The 16,213-nt window shown below is 72.5% G+C and carries 17 protein-coding genes; 14 read left to right on the top strand and 3 right to left on the bottom strand.

The window, feature by feature from the left end:
- Positions 1-35 precede the first annotated feature (35 nt).
- A complete protein-coding gene (locus LNK82_RS14120; RefSeq protein WP_230567410.1) occupies positions 36-749 on the bottom strand; it encodes an alpha/beta fold hydrolase in 714 nt (237 codons plus the stop codon).
- A gap of 206 nt (positions 750-955) precedes the next feature.
- On the opposite strand from LNK82_RS14120, the gene eno reads away from it, so the two are divergent.
- The 6 genes from eno (at position 956) to LNK82_RS14090 (ending at position 8,664) form a co-directional block, all read left to right on the top strand.
- Entirely contained in the window at positions 956-2,242 is a 1,287-nt protein-coding gene (eno, locus tag LNK82_RS14115) for a phosphopyruvate hydratase (RefSeq protein WP_123744164.1), read from the top strand.
- Complete coding sequence (locus LNK82_RS14110) at positions 2,242-2,829, top strand: FtsB family cell division protein (protein ID WP_230567409.1); 588 nt, start codon at positions 2,242-2,244, stop codon at positions 2,827-2,829. Before eno ends, LNK82_RS14110 begins: the two co-directional genes overlap by 1 nt.
- Positions 2,826-3,317, top strand: a complete 492-nt coding sequence (locus tag LNK82_RS14105; protein WP_230567463.1) for a DUF501 domain-containing protein — start codon at positions 2,826-2,828, stop codon at positions 3,315-3,317. The genes LNK82_RS14110 and LNK82_RS14105 overlap by 4 nt, the downstream gene beginning before the upstream one ends.
- A gap of 166 nt (positions 3,318-3,483) precedes the next feature.
- A complete protein-coding gene (locus LNK82_RS14100) occupies positions 3,484-4,809 on the top strand; it encodes a lytic transglycosylase domain-containing protein (RefSeq protein WP_230567408.1) in 1,326 nt (441 codons plus the stop codon).
- A 471-nt stretch (positions 4,810-5,280) separates the two neighbouring features.
- On the top strand, positions 5,281-7,020 hold the full coding sequence (locus tag LNK82_RS14095; protein ID WP_230567407.1) for a cellulose-binding domain-containing protein: 1,740 nt from the start codon (positions 5,281-5,283) through the stop codon (positions 7,018-7,020).
- A gap of 693 nt (positions 7,021-7,713) precedes the next feature.
- Positions 7,714-8,664, top strand: coding sequence for a Ppx/GppA phosphatase family protein (locus LNK82_RS14090; protein WP_230567406.1), 951 nt, complete (start codon positions 7,714-7,716; stop codon positions 8,662-8,664).
- Between the two features lie 27 nt (positions 8,665-8,691).
- Here the strand turns inward: LNK82_RS14090 and LNK82_RS14085 are convergent, their stop codons facing one another.
- Both LNK82_RS14085 and LNK82_RS14080 read right to left on the bottom strand, forming a co-directional pair.
- On the bottom strand, positions 8,692-8,952 hold the full coding sequence (locus tag LNK82_RS14085; protein WP_230567405.1) for a hypothetical protein: 261 nt from the start codon (positions 8,950-8,952) through the stop codon (positions 8,692-8,694).
- 89 nt (positions 8,953-9,041) lie between these two features.
- Entirely contained in the window at positions 9,042-10,526 is a 1,485-nt protein-coding gene (locus LNK82_RS14080) for a S10 family peptidase (protein ID WP_230567404.1), read from the bottom strand.
- Between the two features lie 30 nt (positions 10,527-10,556).
- Here LNK82_RS14080 and LNK82_RS14075 point away from each other — a divergent pair, with 30 nt between their 5' ends.
- From LNK82_RS14075 to LNK82_RS14040, 8 genes are all read left to right on the top strand, one after another.
- Positions 10,557-11,258 (top strand): uracil-DNA glycosylase, encoded by a 702-nt coding sequence (locus tag LNK82_RS14075; RefSeq protein ID WP_230567403.1) that lies wholly within the window; start codon positions 10,557-10,559, stop codon positions 11,256-11,258.
- A gap of 3 nt (positions 11,259-11,261) precedes the next feature.
- Positions 11,262-11,693, top strand: coding sequence for a hypothetical protein (locus LNK82_RS14070; RefSeq protein WP_230567402.1), 432 nt, complete (start codon positions 11,262-11,264; stop codon positions 11,691-11,693).
- On the top strand, positions 11,651-12,106 hold the full coding sequence (locus tag LNK82_RS14065) for a hypothetical protein (protein ID WP_230567401.1): 456 nt from the start codon (positions 11,651-11,653) through the stop codon (positions 12,104-12,106). Before LNK82_RS14070 ends, LNK82_RS14065 begins: the two co-directional genes overlap by 43 nt.
- Positions 12,103-12,765 (top strand): DUF4129 domain-containing protein, encoded by a 663-nt coding sequence (locus LNK82_RS14060; RefSeq protein ID WP_230567400.1) that lies wholly within the window; start codon positions 12,103-12,105, stop codon positions 12,763-12,765. Before LNK82_RS14065 ends, LNK82_RS14060 begins: the two co-directional genes overlap by 4 nt.
- A complete protein-coding gene (locus LNK82_RS14055; protein ID WP_230567399.1) occupies positions 12,762-13,229 on the top strand; it encodes a hypothetical protein in 468 nt (155 codons plus the stop codon). The genes LNK82_RS14060 and LNK82_RS14055 overlap by 4 nt, the downstream gene beginning before the upstream one ends.
- Positions 13,226-14,197, top strand: a complete 972-nt coding sequence (locus LNK82_RS14050) for an AAA family ATPase (RefSeq protein ID WP_230567398.1) — start codon at positions 13,226-13,228, stop codon at positions 14,195-14,197. The genes LNK82_RS14055 and LNK82_RS14050 overlap by 4 nt, the downstream gene beginning before the upstream one ends.
- Positions 14,194-15,588, top strand: a complete 1,395-nt coding sequence (locus tag LNK82_RS14045; protein ID WP_230567397.1) for a DUF58 domain-containing protein — start codon at positions 14,194-14,196, stop codon at positions 15,586-15,588. Before LNK82_RS14050 ends, LNK82_RS14045 begins: the two co-directional genes overlap by 4 nt.
- 94 nt (positions 15,589-15,682) lie before the next feature.
- Entirely contained in the window at positions 15,683-16,213 is a 531-nt protein-coding gene (locus LNK82_RS14040) for a hypothetical protein (protein ID WP_230567396.1), read from the top strand.

Raw genomic sequence — 16,213 nt, 5'->3', positions numbered from 1 at the left:
TACACGACAGCCGACCGGATGACGGGATCGGTGTGTCACGCCACGAGAGCGCCGTGCAGCCGGTCGAGCACCGGCTTGATCGACAGCGGTCGCTCCACGTGGGCGTTGTGCCCCACCCCGGGCAGCACCAACCCACCCGCCTGCGCGGCGAGCAGGTGCTCCGGCGGGCACATCGCGTCGGCCTCGCCCGCCGCCAGCACGACGGGCGCCTTCGCCACCGCCAGCAGCCCCGCCACGTCCGGCGCGCCGACCCCGAACGCCGCCGGGTCCAGCGCCGCCCGCCAGCCGCCGTCCACCTCGACCACGCCGTCCTCCAACGGCACGCCGGCCAGCTTCGACGCCCACGCCGACGCCTCCTCGCGCGTCGGGAACACCCGCGCGGGCTTCGCGGCCAGCGAGGCGGCCCGCGCCAGCTCCTCCGCCGTCCACCGCAGCTTGACCCCGAGCCCGCCGACCGCCCGCACGTCCACCCCGAACCACCCGCTGGCCAGGGTCAACGCGACCACGCCGCCCAACGAGTGCCCGAGCACCGCCACCGGCCCCGAACCGACCGCGGCGGCCACCGACGCCGCCAGCGACCCGAACGAGTACCGCGCCGCGGGCCCCGACCGACCGTGACCGGGCAGGTCGACCGCCAACCACGCCCCGGGCCAGGCCTCCACGGCCCCGCGCCACACCGAGCCGGTCGCGCCGAGCCCGTGCAGCAGCACCAGCAGCGGTCCGTCCCCACCCCGCGCCACGTGAACCACGCGTGCACCGTCCTAACGTCGACGAGTCCGATCCGGATCACCGGCCATTGTCCGGCCACCGCGCGCATCGCGAACGCCGCCCGGCCGGCCGTCGCCCGAGCGAACGGCAGGCGAACGCCGCTCGAACAGGCGAGCCGGGGCCGTCCCATACCGTGCACCAACTAGGCTCGGCACCGATACACAGATGGTCTGACGAGGGAGCGCACGTGGCGGTCATCGAGCAGGTCGGCGCCCGCGAGATCCTGGACTCGCGAGGAAACCCGACCGTCGAGGTAGAGGTGGCGTTGGACGACGGCACGCTGGAGCGCGCCGCGGTTCCGTCCGGCGCGTCGACCGGCGAGCACGAGGCGGTCGAGCTGAGGGACGGCGACGCCAAGCGCTACCTGGGCAAGGGCGTCGAGCGCGCGGTCACGGCGGTGCTCGACGAGATCGGTCCCGAACTGGTCGGCATCGAGGCCGTCGAGCAGCGGGTTGTCGACCAGAAGCTGGTCGACCTGGACGGCACGCCGGACAAGTCCCGCCTGGGCGCGAACGCCATCCTCGGCGTCTCGCTCGCGGTGGCGAAGGCGGCGGCGGCCTCCAGCGGCCTGGAGCTGTTCCGGTACATCGGCGGCCCGAACGCGCACGTGCTGCCGGTGCCGATGCTGAACATCCTCAACGGTGGCGCGCACGCCGACACCGACGTGGACATCCAGGAGTTCATGATCGCGCCGATCGGCGCGGAGACCTTCCGCGAGGCCCTGCGCTGGGGCGCGGAGACCTACCACGCGCTGAAGTCGGTGCTGAAGTCCAAGGGCCTGGGCACGGGCCTGGGCGACGAGGGCGGCTTCGCGCCGTCCCTGTCGAGCAACCGCGACGCGCTGGACCTGATCCTGGTCGCGATCGAGAAGGCGGGCTTCACGCCCGGCCGCGACATCGCGCTGGCCCTGGACGTGGCCGCCACGGAGTTCTACGCCGACGGCGCCTACACGTTCGAGAAGACCAAGCGCAGCGCCGAGCAGATGACCGGCTACTACACCGAGCTGGTCGACGCCTACCCGATGGTGTCGATCGAGGACCCGCTGTCCGAGGACGACTGGGACGGCTGGGTGCAGATGACCGCCGAGCTCGGCGAGCGCGTGCAGATCGTCGGCGACGACCTGTTCGTGACCAACCCGGAGCGGCTGGAGGAGGGCATCTCCCGCCGCGCGGCCAACGCGCTGCTGGTGAAGGTCAACCAGATCGGCACGCTGTCCGAGACGCTGGACGCGGTCGCGCTGGCCACGTCCTACGGCTACAAGTCGATGATGTCGCACCGGTCCGGCGAGACCGAGGACACCACGATCGCCGACCTGGCCGTGGCCGTCGGCGCGGGCCAGATCAAGACCGGCGCGCCCGCCCGCGGCGAGCGCACCGCGAAGTACAACCAGCTCCTGCGCATCGAGGAGGCCCTGGGCGACGCCGCGCGCTACGCCGGCGACCTGGCCTTCCCGCGGTACACGCCGGAGAGCTGATGGCGCGACGGGAACGGGAACCCCGGCGTGGTCGCGAGGCCACGCCGGGGTCCCGTCCTGCGCGGGCCCGTGACGGCCGGCCTCGCAAGGGCGAGGCTCGCAAGCCGGAACCGCGCACGGGCCGGGCCGACGGGACGCCGCGCACCACCCGGCCGGCGGCGCGCAAGCCGCAGTCGAGGGCGCGGACGAGGGCGGGCGCGGGCACTGGCGGCGCGTTCGGCATGACCGGCACGCGGAGGGCCGCGTTGCTGGCGATGGTGGTGTGCGCGTTGGCGTTGAGCATCGCCGTGCCGCTGAGGACGTACCTGGCGCAGCGCGAGGAGCTGCGCGAGGTCACCGCCTCGCAGGAGACGCTGCGCGCCGAGGTGGGGCAGCTGGAGCAGCGCAAGCGGGAACTGGCCGACCCGGCGCACGTGGAGGCCGAGGCCCGGCGCAGGCTGCACTACGTGCGGCCCGGCGAGACGCCCTACATCGTGCAGCTCCCCGGTGACGCGGAGCGTGAACTGGACCAACAGCGACCGGAGACCAAACCGGCCGAGGACAAGGCGTGGTACGAGCAGTTGTGGGATTCGGCGGCGGCACGATGACGGTGAGCGACGAGGACCGGGCGGCGGTCGAGGCGCAGTTGGGCCGCGCGCCGCGGGGGATGCGCGAGGTGGCCGCGCGCTGCCCCAGCGGGCACCCGGCGGTCGTGCAGACCAGCCCGCGGCTGGAGGACGGCACGCCGTTCCCGACCCTGTACTACCTGACCTGCTCCCGGTTGAACTCCTACGTCAGCAGGCTCGAAGGCGCCGGGCTGATGAAGGAGATGACCGACCGGTTGGCCGCGGATGAGCAGTTGGCCGAGCGCTACCTCCGGGCGCACGAGGCGTACCTGGCCGAGCGGGACGCGATCGAACCGCTCGGCACGACCGTCACCGCCGGTGGCATGCCGACCCGGGTCAAGTGCCTGCACGTGCACGTGGCGCACTCGCTGGCCGTCGGCCGGGGCGTGAACCCGTTCGGCGACGAGGCGCTCGACCTGCTCGCGCAGTGGTGGCCGAGCGGGGAATGCGCGTCAAAGGTGAAAAACTGACCGTCCGGGCAGTTCTTCGGGCACAAAGCTCGGCCGTGCCCGTGACACCGCCGTTCGGATCAGGCAGGCTGGTCTGCAGGCCGGGTGACGAGTCGATGGGGAGTTCGTGGCTGTGCCGAAGTCGAAGCGTCGGGGGCGGAAGCGGACCAAGGTCCATCCGGGCACGATGACGCCTCGGCAATGGGGCTTCGCGGCCACCGCGACGGCCGCGATGCTCGTGCCGGCGCTGCTGCACACGGCCGCGCCGATGGACTGGTTCTCCCTCACCGACCGCGCCGACGTCGAAGCCGTGCCGCCCGGTCCGGGCGACGTGCTGGGCACGCTCGCGCTGGACGCCGAGGGCAAGCTCGGCGCCACCGGCCGGCTGCCCGAGACCGACGAGCTGAGCGCGGCGCTGCTGGCCGACGTCGACGACCCGTCCGAGTTCGAGGACGACCTGCCCCCGTTGGAGGGCGGTTTCCTGCGCGAGGGCCAGCACGGCATCCCCGGCGTCATGCTCGACGCGTACATGCGCGCGGCCGACCGGCTGGGGCGGACCACGCCCGGCTGCAAGCTGGACTGGCCGCTGCTGGCGAGCATCGGCCGCATCGAGTCCGGGCACGCCCGCGGCGGCCGGGTCACCGAGAGCGGCACCACGGTCGAACCGATCGTGGGTCCCGTGCTCGACGGCTCGCCCGGCGTGGCCGCGATCCGCGACACCGACGGCGGCCGGTTCGACGGCGACCGCACCTGGGACCGGGCCGTGGGCCCGATGCAGTTCATCCCGTCCACGTGGGCCGGTTACGCGGCCGACGGCAACGAGGACGGCGACCGGAACCCGAACAACATCTACGACGCCACCATCGGCGCGGGCAACTACCTGTGCGCGAACAACGCGGACGTGAGCGATCCGGTGCAGCGCGCGCGTTCGGTGTTCCGCTACAACCAGTCCAACGAGTACGTGGCCACGGTGCTGTACTGGGCGGACGTGTACGCCAGCGGCGTGCCGGTGCTGCCGGACATCATCGGCTCGGACGACGACTTCGGGCCCGAGCCGGGCAACGGCAACACCCCGTCGGACAACAACAACGCCTCGCCGCCCGGCAACACGACGCCGCCGTCCTCCGGCACGTCGAACCCGACGACGACGTCGACCACGACGACGACCCGGCCCGGCGTGACGATCACGTTCACCCCGACCGTGCCGACGAGTCCGACGACGACGACGCCGACGTGCCCCACGCCGCCGACGGAGACGACGACCAGCACGCCGACGACGACGCCCACCACGACGCCGTCGATCCCGCCCGGCTGCCCCACGCCGACCACCACCACGACGACGACCACCACCACGACGACCGAGGCGCCCGCGACCACGCCCGCCGAGACGACCTCGGCCGGCACGTCGCCCGGGAGCACCTCGGGTGGCACTTCCGGTGGCACGTCGAGCGGCACGTCCTCAAGCGGTTCAGGTCCGACGTATCCGACGTCGTCGTCCATGCGGGCCACCTGAGAGCCACGTCCGACCCTGGTCGGGCCCGGCGGTGAATCCGGAGTTCGCTTAACGGATTAAGACGGGCGATTTCGCAACGTTTCGACACTCGTTGACAACGCCGTGGAGTCGGTCGAACACTACCCGCACCGGCAGATCCCATCCGCCGGTCCGGTCCCCGCCGCGTTTCGGTGATCCGGTCGTCGGGCCGCACGACGACCGACCGAGCCCGCCGCGGCGCATGGCACCGGTGCGCGGCGGCCGCCACCCGCCACCGGTCGACAAGGCTCGCCGAGTGCTGTCCCGCTGTCCTCAACGAGGAGGAAGCATGCCCGTGGACGACGCCGCCGGTCGCCCGACCAGGCGCGAGAGGTCCCGCTGTGGCCCCCGCGCTTCCCGCCGTTGACGGCAACCCGATTCCCCATCACCCCGCGATGCCCTGAGCAGCCGCCGCCGCACAACCGGCCACACCTGATGGAGGGCAGAAAGACCATGCGCAGATACAGGTTCAGATTCTTATCGGCAGCGGCGGTCGCCGCGGTCGGCGTGGGCAGCACGGTGTTCGTGGCGCAAGCCGCCGCGACGGGCTGCGGCGTCACCTACTCCGTCCCGTCGCAGTGGAACAACGGCTTCACCGCGAACGTGAGCGTGACGAACCTGGGCGATCCGATCAGCTCGTGGACGCTGACCTGGAGCTTCGCCTCCGGCCAGCAGGTCACGCAGGCGTGGAACGCCACCGCGACCCAGAGCGGCGCCCAGGTGACCGCGCGCGGCGTCAGCCACAACGCCACCCTCGCGACCGGCGCCACCGCGACGTTCGGCTTCAACGGCTCGTGGAGCGGCAGCAACCCGGCGCCGACCTCGTTCGCCCTCAACGGCACCGCGTGCACCGGCGCGCCGGTGACCACCACGACGTCCTCGCCGACCAGCGGGCCGACGTCGACCACGTCGACCACGTCCGTGCCGCCGACCGACAACCCCGCGTGGGGCAAGTCGCTGCCGCCGGCGGACGCGCAGACGAGCATGGCGTACGACATCGTCGTGTCGGAGAGCGGCAGCGGCTACACGCCGAAGGCCGGCGAGTGCTCGCGCGAGCTCCACGCCCGGTACTGGGCGTACGGTCCGGACGGCAAGGTCTACCCGACGTGGCACCCGCCGCGCGACGCGAGCGGCTGCGCGTTCGGCCACGAGCACGGCGACGACCCGCGCACCTCGGACCTGTTCGCCGACGCGAAGTGGCCGTACTTCGGCTACACCAGCGAAGTCATGATGTCGAGCAACCCCGGTGGCGCGCACCGGCACGAGGACCACGTCGGCCACAAGGTCCTCGCGGTCGACAACTCGAACGTCATCCAGGGCGACAACGGGACCAGCTTCTTCCCGCCGCAGGGCACCACCATCGCCACGTGCGACGTCCTGCTGAAGTTCCACCAGGGCACGCACTCGCCCGACGCGTTCACCAACAACGTGCACGAGCTCATCTACAACAACAAGTGCACGCACCGGGACAACAACCAGGTCACCGAGGCCAAGTTCACCGCGCTGATCCCGAACGGCCGCCCGGGCGGCTTCGGCGCGACCGACTGCCCCGGCCCGTTCAACAACAAGTTCACCACCGTCGGCCCGGCCGTCCCGGCGGACTCGCCCTCCGACACGCGCTCGCTCGGCCGGCTCATCACCGACGCCTCGTGCGTCCAGGCCATCCGTGAGGGCAAGACGCACTTCGAGGTCATCACCGGCACCGAGGTGCCGTTCGACACGAACGACCTGCACGAGTTCTGGTTCTCCGACGTCACGATCAGCACTTCGCAGCTGTCGTTCAATATCCAGCCGCTGTTCTACGTGCTGAACCCGGCGCGCTACTACGACGCCTCGAAGCCGAACAAGCTGGCCCGCCAGGTCGACCTCTGCTACGAGGGCATCCGGGGCGACTACTGCAACACGGTCCGGCGGATCACCGAGCAGACCGGCCAACGGGTGGCGTGGGACGACCCGCGCTCGCCGTTCAAGGGCACTCTGCGGGAGTTCCGGGCGGGCGGCTTCAAACTGCGCAACTCCGGCCCGACCACTGTGTACACGGATGTGTACGGCCGCAACGCTTCCACCACGCCGTTCAACGGCTCGATCAAGCAGTACTTCTCCGGCAACCACGCCGAGCAGAACATGTTCGTGCGCGGGGCGACGAGGGACTACGCGGCCAACTCCGCCGACCAGATCCACGCGCCGAACTGATCGGGGATGGGGCGGGATTAAGAGCCTCAAGAGCTTAAAAGCATGTCCTCGCCGGACGGGCAGATCAGCAGGATGACCCCAACTACCGCTGGATGTTGCGGGTCCGTTGTTGGTCCGGGTTTCGTGTCATCCCACCGACCTCCCTCCGGGCTACCACACGCGTCAAGGGGGCGGTTCCAGCCCAGTGTTCCTGTTGGGGTGGTGGGTGCCCCCTTGACCCGTGCGGTAGGGCTCTGCCAGGTCGGCGGGATGACACGAAGCCCTTCTTTTCGGGAAGAGCCTGTCAGTGGCCGGGAGCGGCGGGCCTGGCGCGGGTCGTGTGGAGCGGCGTCACCATGGGCTCGGTGCCGGCCTTTTCTGCAAGACGAGGGGTTCGTGTCATCCCGCCGACCTGGCTTTGCCCTACCGCGCGTGTCAAGGGGGCTGTGCGTCCCTTGCCTGGTCGTTCACTGATGTCCGCCCCCTTGATACGTGTGGTAGCCCGGAGGGAGGTCGGTGGGATGACACGGGCCCCGGACCAACGACGGACCCGGAGCCTGACCACCCAACCCCGTCATCCTGCTGATCTGCCCGTCCGGCGAGGACGCTCTTGGTCTTTCCGTTTGTATGCCCACTGGCCGGCCGTCTTCGGCGTACGACCCCACCACTAGTCTCCTGAGGGGCAGCACTCATCACCGGGGAAGGACATCGGGCATGGCACGCGTGGCCGCGATCGACTGCGGGACCAACTCGATCCGCCTCCTGGTCGCCGACGTGACCACATCGGACGGTGGGGAGCGGTGGTTGCGGGACGTGCACCGGGAGATGAGGGTGGTCCGGCTCGGCCAGGGCGTCGACGCGACCGGTGAGCTGCACCCCGACGCCATCGCCCGCACCCGGGCCGCGCTCGTCGACTACACGAACATCCTGCGCCGCAAGGGAACCGAGCGCGTGCGCATGGTGGCGACGTCCGCCACCCGCGACGCCGCCAACAAGGCCGCCTTCTTCGACATGACCCGCGAGGTGCTCGGCGTGGAGGCCGAGGTCATCACCGGCGACGAGGAGGCCCGCCTCTCGTTCACCGGCGCGGTCTCCGACCTGGACGCCGACGAAGGCCCGTTCCTCGTCTCCGACATCGGCGGCGGGTCGACCGAGCTGGTCCTGGGCACGTGGAACGGCGTGCGCGGCGAGGTCGAGGCCGCCCGGTCGGTCGACATCGGCTGCGTCCGGCTCACCGAACGCTGCCTGCACAGCGACCCGCCGACCGAGGCCCAGGTCGAGGAGGCGGTGCGGGTCACGCGGGACGTGCTCGCCGAGGCGTTCGCAGCCGTGCCCACCGCCAAGGCCAAGACCTGGATCGGCGTGGCCGGCACCGTCACGACCCTCGTCGCGCTGGCCAAGGAACTGCCGCAGTACGACCCGCAGGAGATCCACCTGGCCCGCCTCGGCCTCGACCGGATCCGCGAGGTCACCGCGAAGCTGCTCACCATGGGTCACGACGAGCGCGCCGCCCTCGGCCCGATGCACCCCGGCCGGGTCGACGTGATCTGCGGCGGCGCGCTGGTCGTCCGCACGCTCGCCGACCACCTGGAGTCGCAGGGCGTCACCGAGCTCGTCGCCAGCGAGCACGACATCCTCGACGGCATCGCGTTCGCCCTGGCCTGAGGCTCCTTGAGCCGTCCTGCGCCACTGTCAGGCCTTCCCCAGGTCACTCACCCCGGCCCTGGACGCGGACGATCGTGGCGAACACCCGCCGTACCGCGCCACCAGCTCGGCGGTCACCGGCTGCACGGCGACGTGCAGGTGCCGCCGCGCGGCCGGCCCGTGCGACCAGAGGCACACGGAGGTCTGCTCGGGCCGGCAGACGGCCTCCACCACGCGGGCCGTGTCGCGCAGCAACGGGCCCATCTCCGCCACCGCCTCGTCGCGCGGCGACCGGTCAACAGGTCGCAACCGAGGCACCCCCACGACGTCCATGTCCGTTCCGGAATGCTCGTTCGCCGCCGCGGGCCGGGCGAATCGGCCCGCGGCGGGACATCGGTCTAGCGGTTCGAGGCGGACTGGACGAAGTCGGCCAGGTCCTTCGACTGCTGCACCCGTGACGGCTCGTGGACGTACATCATGTGCCCCGCCGGGTAGTAGGCCGCTTCGATGTTGGCGTGCAGCTCCTCGGGGATCTGCAAGTGCGCCACCACGTGCTCGGCCGCGTAGTACGGCGTCGCGCCGTCCAGGTAGCCGTACGCGACGTGCACCTTCAGGTGCGGGTTGGCGCGCATCGCCGACGCCAGCTTGTTCGCCACCGTCACGTGCGTGCCCTCGAACTCCTTGTACGACCAGGGCCGCACGTTCACCGTCAGGATCTCGTACGGCAGGTCGTTCTCGTACTCCAGCTCCGCCCGCACGTAGTGGTTCAGCGCCGCCGTGTACGGGCCGAGGATCGCCGAGTACGACGGGTCCTCGCTGAAGTGCTCGCGGCCGTAGTCCGCGTCCGCGCCGGTGAACCGGGAGTCCAGCCGGCCGACGACCTTGCGCTCCGACCGCAGCAGCTCGGTGAAGAACCGCACGTGCTCGACCCGCAGGTCGACCCGGTCGACGTAGTCCTCGCTGAGCCCGGTCAACCCGGCCAGCCGCGTCACCGCCGCCGCGCGCTCCTCGGTGGACAGGCGGTTGCCGCGCGCCAGCGCCCACGGGTAGTCGCGGGACGCGAAGTCCTCCGCGTCGGCCAGCACGTCCTCCAGCGAACGGTCGCCGTGCAGCCCGTGGTAGTGCGCGATCGCCGCGTACGTCGGCAGGAACAGCGTGTGCGGCAGGTCGTTGTTCTCGCTGAAGTCCAGCGTGGTGAAGTCCAGCACGGACGAGATCAGCATCAGCCCGTTGAGGTACATGCCGTACCGCGACTGGAGGTAGTCGGCCAGGCCCGCCGCGCGCGTGGTCCCGTAAGACTCGCCGGCCAGGAACTTCGGCGACATCCACCGCCCGTTGCGCGAGGTCCACAGCCGGATCACCTCGCCGACCGACTCCAGGTCGCCCTGGAAACCGTGGTACTGGCCGGGCTTCTCGCCCTTCACCGCCCGCGAGTAGCCGGTCGACACCGGGTCGATGAACACCAGGTCGCTGTGCGCGAGCAGCGTCTCGGCGTTGTCGACCAGGTCGTACGGCGGCGGCGTGAGGGCGCCGACGTCACCGGAGACGACCCGGCGCGGTCCGAGCAGGCCCAGGTGCAGCCACACGCTGGACGAGCCGGGACCGCCGTTGAACGCGAACGTCACCGGCCGCCTCGCCGGGTCCGCGCCGTCCAGCGTGTACGCGGTGACGAAGACCTCGGCCTTCGGCAGGTGCCCGTCGAACTTGCCCTCGGTCAGCACCTCCTGGCGCAGCACCACCCGACCGGTGGTCGTGGTGTAGTTCAGCTTGCGCCGCTTGACGGTGATGCTGTGCTGGGTGGTGACGAGGTCGTCGGCAGGGAGGTCCTTCTCGTCGCCGTTGTCCTTGGCGGCCTGCTCGTCGCCGTTGTCCTTGTCGGTCATGGTCGAACTCTACGATCGGAGTCGCCGCCGGTGCTCCCGCTTTCCGCTCTTGACGAACGGGTTACCAGTTGCCGGGCGTGCCCGCGGCTGGTGGCGTGGCGCGAGGAGGTGGCGCGGGTCAAGCGGGCGGCGTTCCGCGACCAGGAGTACTGGGGACGCCCGGTGCCGGGGTTCGGGCCGGCCGACGCGTCGCTGGCGATCATCGGCCTGGCCCCGGCCGCGCACGGCGCCAACCGCACGGGCCGGATGTTCACCGGCGACCGTTCCGGCGACTTCCTGTACGCGGCGATGCACGCGGTGGGCCTGGCGACCCAACCGACGGCCACGCACCCGGGCGACGGCCTGGAGCTGATCGGCACGCGCATCACGGCCCCGGTGAAGTGCGCGCCGCCGGAGAACAAGCCGACCCCGGAGGAGCGCGACAACTGCCGCCCGTGGCTGATCAGGGAGCTGGAACTGCTGCGGCCGACGTTGCGCGCGGTGCTCGTGCTGGGCGCGTTCGGCTGGCAGGCGGTGCTCCCGGTGCTGGCCGCGGTCTGGCAGATCCCCCGCCCGCGTCCCGTCTTCGGCCACGGAGCGCAGGCCACCCTCCCCGCGCAGGACGGCGGCGAGCCGCTGCACCTGTTCGGCTGCTACCACGTGAGCCAGCAGAACACGTTCACCGGCAAGCTGACCCAGCCCATGCTGCAGGACGTCCTTCGCGCGGCCGGAACCGCGGCGGGCATCCTGTAGCCCGTGGGCAGCCGGGCCAACTACGTGATCGCCGGGGACGACGGCTTCGAGCTGTTCTACTCCCGCGGGGGCGCGGTCACGATGCTCGCCGACCTCGCCCGGGGACCGGCCGGGATCGAGCAGATCCGAGGGCTGGACCCGGCCGAGCACTGGCTGGACGACGTCTGGTGCGAGGGCGCGGCGCTGGTCGACACGGCGAACGAGGTCCTGCTCCACTTCACCTGGCACCACGACGGCGTCGCCGACCGGGCCCGGCGGCTGGCGGAGATCCGGCACGCCTGGTCCGGCTGGGACGTCCGCTGGGCGTACGGCGGCATCGAGGACGCGGTGGCCTACCTGGGCATCGACCGGCTGAGCGTGCGGACCGAACGCGGGAGACCGGGTCGCCGAACGTGCCGGACGGGACCTGCCCGGAGGACGGCTCGTGCGTGGTGACGGTCCGCGACGCCGGCGGCGAGCTGCGCGGGTACTGGTTCCACCACCTGTTCGGCGAGGCGCTGTGGGCCGGTCCGGTGTTGGTGGACCTGGTCGCGCCGGTGACCCCGGTGACGGACCGGAGCGTGCTGTCGAACGACCTCGTCGACCTCGGCGTGCACGTCGACGTGGCGCGGCGCGAGGTCGGCTTCTGGACGGCCGCGACCTTCAAGGGGACGGTCGACGAGCTGGCCGGGCCGGCGGTTCGAGTTCTGGGAGGACCGCCACGAGGAGCAGGCGCGGCGGTGCGCCGGCGAGTCCGAGGTGTTCCCGTTCCGACCGCGCCGGCCTGGACCGGACCGTTGGCCCGGATGGCCGTGTCGACGTCAAACCGGCCGCACCGGACGTGGCCGACAGGCATCCTTGGTCCATGAAGCCCCGACTCGCGCTCGTCCTCGCGATCGGGTCCGCGCTCGTCCTCATCGCGCTCGCGGCACGCGGCACCTCACCCGTGAGCTACCAGGACCGCCCCGCCGGCGACGACGAGGCCCCGCCGCCGACCGCCGAATCGGGCCCACCGCTCGACACCGAGGTGGGCCCGTCCGTGGCGGCCGGGTCGCTGCTGGTCTTCGTGATCATCTTCATCGCGGTGGCGCTGGTCGGCATGGTTTCGCTGCTCATCTCGCTCGGCGTGTTCCGGCGCCGACGGCGGCGGCGGGGTGTGGGCGCCGCGGTCGACGCGCCCGACCTGCCCGAGGAGCACGCGACCCCGCCGCCGATCCTCGTCCGCCGTGCCGCCGAGGCCCTCGAAGAGCTGCGCGACCACGCGAGCGGACCACCCGGCGACGCCGTGATCGCCGCCTGGCTCACCCTCGAACGGGCCGCGCAGGACAGCGGCGTGCCGCGCCAGGGCCACCAGACGGCCACCGAGTTCACCGGCGACCTGCTGCGCCGCTACCACGTGGACGAGGCCGCGGCCGGCACGCTGCGCCGCGCCTACCAGCGGGCCCGGTTCGGCACCGCCGAGGTCACCGCGGCCGATGCCCGCACCGCCACCGAGGCGTTGGAGCACATCGTGCGTGACCTCCGGTGAACGCCCTCGTCGACGGCATGGGACGCGCGGTCGCGCTGGCGGTGGCGGTCGCGGCCGGCACCGCGTTCGTGCTGGTCCGCGTGGGCGCACCGTGGCTGTGGGCGGTGGTGATCGCACTGCCCGTCGGCGGGTTGGCGCTGCTCGCCACCCGCCTGCCGCGCGCGACGGACGTCGTGTGGGCGCAGCAGCCCCCCACCCTCTCCACCGCCACGTCCGTGCAGGCCAGCACGCTCGCGAGCCGGCTCGCCGAGGCCGCCGTCGACCAGGACCGGTTCGTCGTCCGCGTCCAGCCCCGGCTGCGCAGGCTCGCCGAGGCACGGCTGCGGCAGGTGCACGGCATCCACGACATCCACCACCCGCAAGCGCGCGAGGCGCTCGGCGCCGACCTGCACCGCCTGCTCACCGACCCGAAAGCGCCGCTGCCCGAGCCGTCGAAGCTCGCCGACCTGTTGGAGAACCTGTGACCGAAACCGACGTGGGCGTCGAGGCGATCGCGGCCGAGGCGAAGGCGGTGCTGGCCGCCGTCGGCACCGTCGTGGTCGGCCGGGAGCGGTCGTTGCGGCTGGCGCTGGCGGCGATCCTCGCGGGCGGGCACGTGCTGCTGGAGGACGTGCCGGGCCTGGGCAAGACGTTGATGGCGCGGTCGCTGGCGCAGGCGTTGAAGCTGGACTTCAAGCGCCTGCAGTGCACGCCCGACCTGCTGCCCGCCGACGTCACCGGCTCGTTCCTCTACAACCCGGGCGACCGCGAGTTCACGTTCCGCGAGGGGCCGCTGTTCACCGGCCTGCTGCTGGCCGACGAGATCAACCGCACGCCGCCGAAGACGCAGTCCGCGCTGCTGGAGGCCATGCAGGAGCGGCAGGTCACGGTCGAGGGCCGCACGTTCGCCCTGCCCCGCCCGTTCCACGTGCTGGCGACCGCGAACCCGGTGGAGTACGAGGGCACCTACCCGCTGCCGGAGGCGCAGCTGGACCGGTTCCTGCTGCGGCTGGACATCGGCTACCCGCCGCCCGCCGAGGAGGTCGAGGTGCTGCGCCGCAGGCTCACCCGCCAACGCGAGGAGACCGAGGTCGAGCCCGTGCTGGACGCCGCACGGCTGCGTCGGCTCCAGCACGGCGTCGAGCAGGTGTCCGTGGACGACGACGTGCTGCGGTACTGCGTGGACCTGGCGTCCGCGACCCGCGCGCACAACGCCGTCGAGGTCGGCGCGTCACCGCGCGGCGCGCAGGCGTTGGTGCTGGTCGGGCGGGCCCTCGCGGTGCTGGACGGGCGGGACTTCGTGCTGCCCGAGGACGTCAAGGAGTGCGCCGTGCCCGCCCTCGCGCACCGGCTCACGCTGCGCCCCGAGACGTGGACGTCCGGCGTGACCGGCGTGGAGGTCGTGACCGAGCTGCTGGGCCGGGTGGCCGGTCCCGCGAGCGCCCGCTCGTGAACCGGGCACAACGGCTGCGCGCGGCGTTCACCAGCGGGCGCGGGGCGCACTGGCACCCGACCGACGCGTTGGTGCGCGGCCTCGCGCTCGGCGTCGGGATGGTGGTGCTCGGCGGCCTGCTGCACGAGGTCGAGCTGGTCCTGTTCGGCGCGCCGTTGCTGATCTCGACGCTGCTGGCCCTGGTCACGCCGGTCGTCGGCACGCCGGAGGTCCGGGTGCGCGGGCTGCCGCGCACCGGCGAGATCGGTGCGGCCAAGTCGGTGGTGGAGGTCGACCCGGGCCTGGGCGCCGAGGTGATGGCGATCCGGCTGCCCGGCATCGGCGAGGGCATCGGCCCGGTGCACTTGGTGGCGGCGACGGCGCGGGAGATCGAGGTCGTGCTGCGGCGTGACGCGTGGGGCGAGGGCGTCGACCTGCGGCCGGACCACCTGGTGGCGGGGCCGGACGCGTTGTTCGTGCACGGTCCGGTGACGGCGCCCGAGCGCGGCCGGGTGATCCTGCCGCCCGTCGAGGCGCTGCCCGCCGGTCTGCTGCCCGCGCGGGCCGTCGGCCTGGTCGGCGCGCACCGGGCGCGGCGGCCGGGCGACTCGGTGGAGCTGCGCGACATCCGGGCGTTCCAGCCGGGCGACCGGCTGCGGCGGATCGACTGGCGGGTGTCGCTGCGGGCGGGCGCCGGCGCCGCGGAGGGCACGAACCTGCACGTCCGCGAGCACCACGCGGAGGCGGACGCGGACGTCGTGCTGGCGCTGGACACGCGGCACGACGTCGGCGCGGAGCTGGGTGACTGGTCGTCGCCGGTGCGGGCGACGCCGGGCCTGGTCTCCGGCCGGTCGCTGGGCGAGTGGTCGTTGACGTCGCGCGGCACGACGGCCCGGCCCGGCGGCAGCCTCGACCTGGCCGTGCGGGCGGCGGCGTCGTTGGCGGCGGGGTACCTGCGGCAGGGCGACCGGGTCGGCCTGGTCGACCTCGGTCGGCCGCAGCTCGGGGCGCGGCCGGGCGCGGGGCGGCGGCAGCTGCTGCGGCTGCGCAACCAGCTCGTGGTGTGCGCGCGGTCGGCCGGGTGGGCTCAGCGGCCCGTGCTGCGGCCCGAGCAGGTGCCGCACGGCGCGCTCGTGGTGGTGCTGTCGCCGTTCCTGGACGCCGAGGTGGTGGAGCTGGCCGTGCACGCGGCGCGGCGGGGCAACCTCGTGCTGGCGGTGGACGTGCTGCCGTCGCCGTTGGTCGCCGATCGTGAGACACCGTGGGGCGAGAGCGCTCTCAAGGTCATCCGGCTGGAGCACGACGTGCGGCTGGAGGCGATGCGGCAGCACGGCGTGGCCGTGGTCCCGTGGGGCGCTCCGATCGCGGGCGTCCTCCGCGCCGCCCGCACCTCCCGCCGGGTGTCCCGATGACGCGAACGTTGAGTTCAGGCCGCGCGTGTCGAACGCTCAGGTCCCGCGTGTCGAACACTCAGAACGGGCGTGTCCTACGTTCAGGACAGGTGAGTTGAACGCTCAGGACGGGGGAGCGGTGCGGGTCGAGCTGGGGGCCGGGCTGCCGGCGTGGGTGTTGCGGGCGTCCATCGGGGTCGTCGGGGGCGCTGTGGCGGCGGTCCTCGCGGCCAACGGGGTCGAGTGGCCCGCGCTCGCGCTCTACGGCGCGCTGGTGGTCGTGGCGGCGGCCATCCCGGCGTCCGCCGCGGTCGCGCTGATCATCGGGTACCCGGCGGCGGCGATGGTGGTCGCCACCGACGAGCCGTCGTGGCCCGGCGTGTTCGCGCTGGTCGTGCTGCTGCACCTGCTGCACGTCCTGTCCGCCTACGCGGCGCTCGTCCCGGTCGGGTCGCGCGTTCACCCGGACGCGCTAAGAGCACCCGCGAAGAGGTTCGCCGCCGTTCAACTCCCCGTGCTCGCCCTCGGTGTCGTGCTGCTCCTCCTGCCGGGCGGCCGAACGGACGCCGCGGTCGAGGTGGTCGGCCTCGTCTGCGCCGTCGGACTGGTCGTCGGCACGGTCCTGCTGATGCGCCGGAAAGGCTGA

It is taken from the genome of Saccharothrix luteola (assembly GCF_020859565.1).
GTDB lineage: Bacteria > Actinomycetota > Actinomycetes > Mycobacteriales > Pseudonocardiaceae > Actinosynnema > Actinosynnema luteola.
This window is presented reverse-complemented; position numbering and strand designations above follow the sequence as displayed.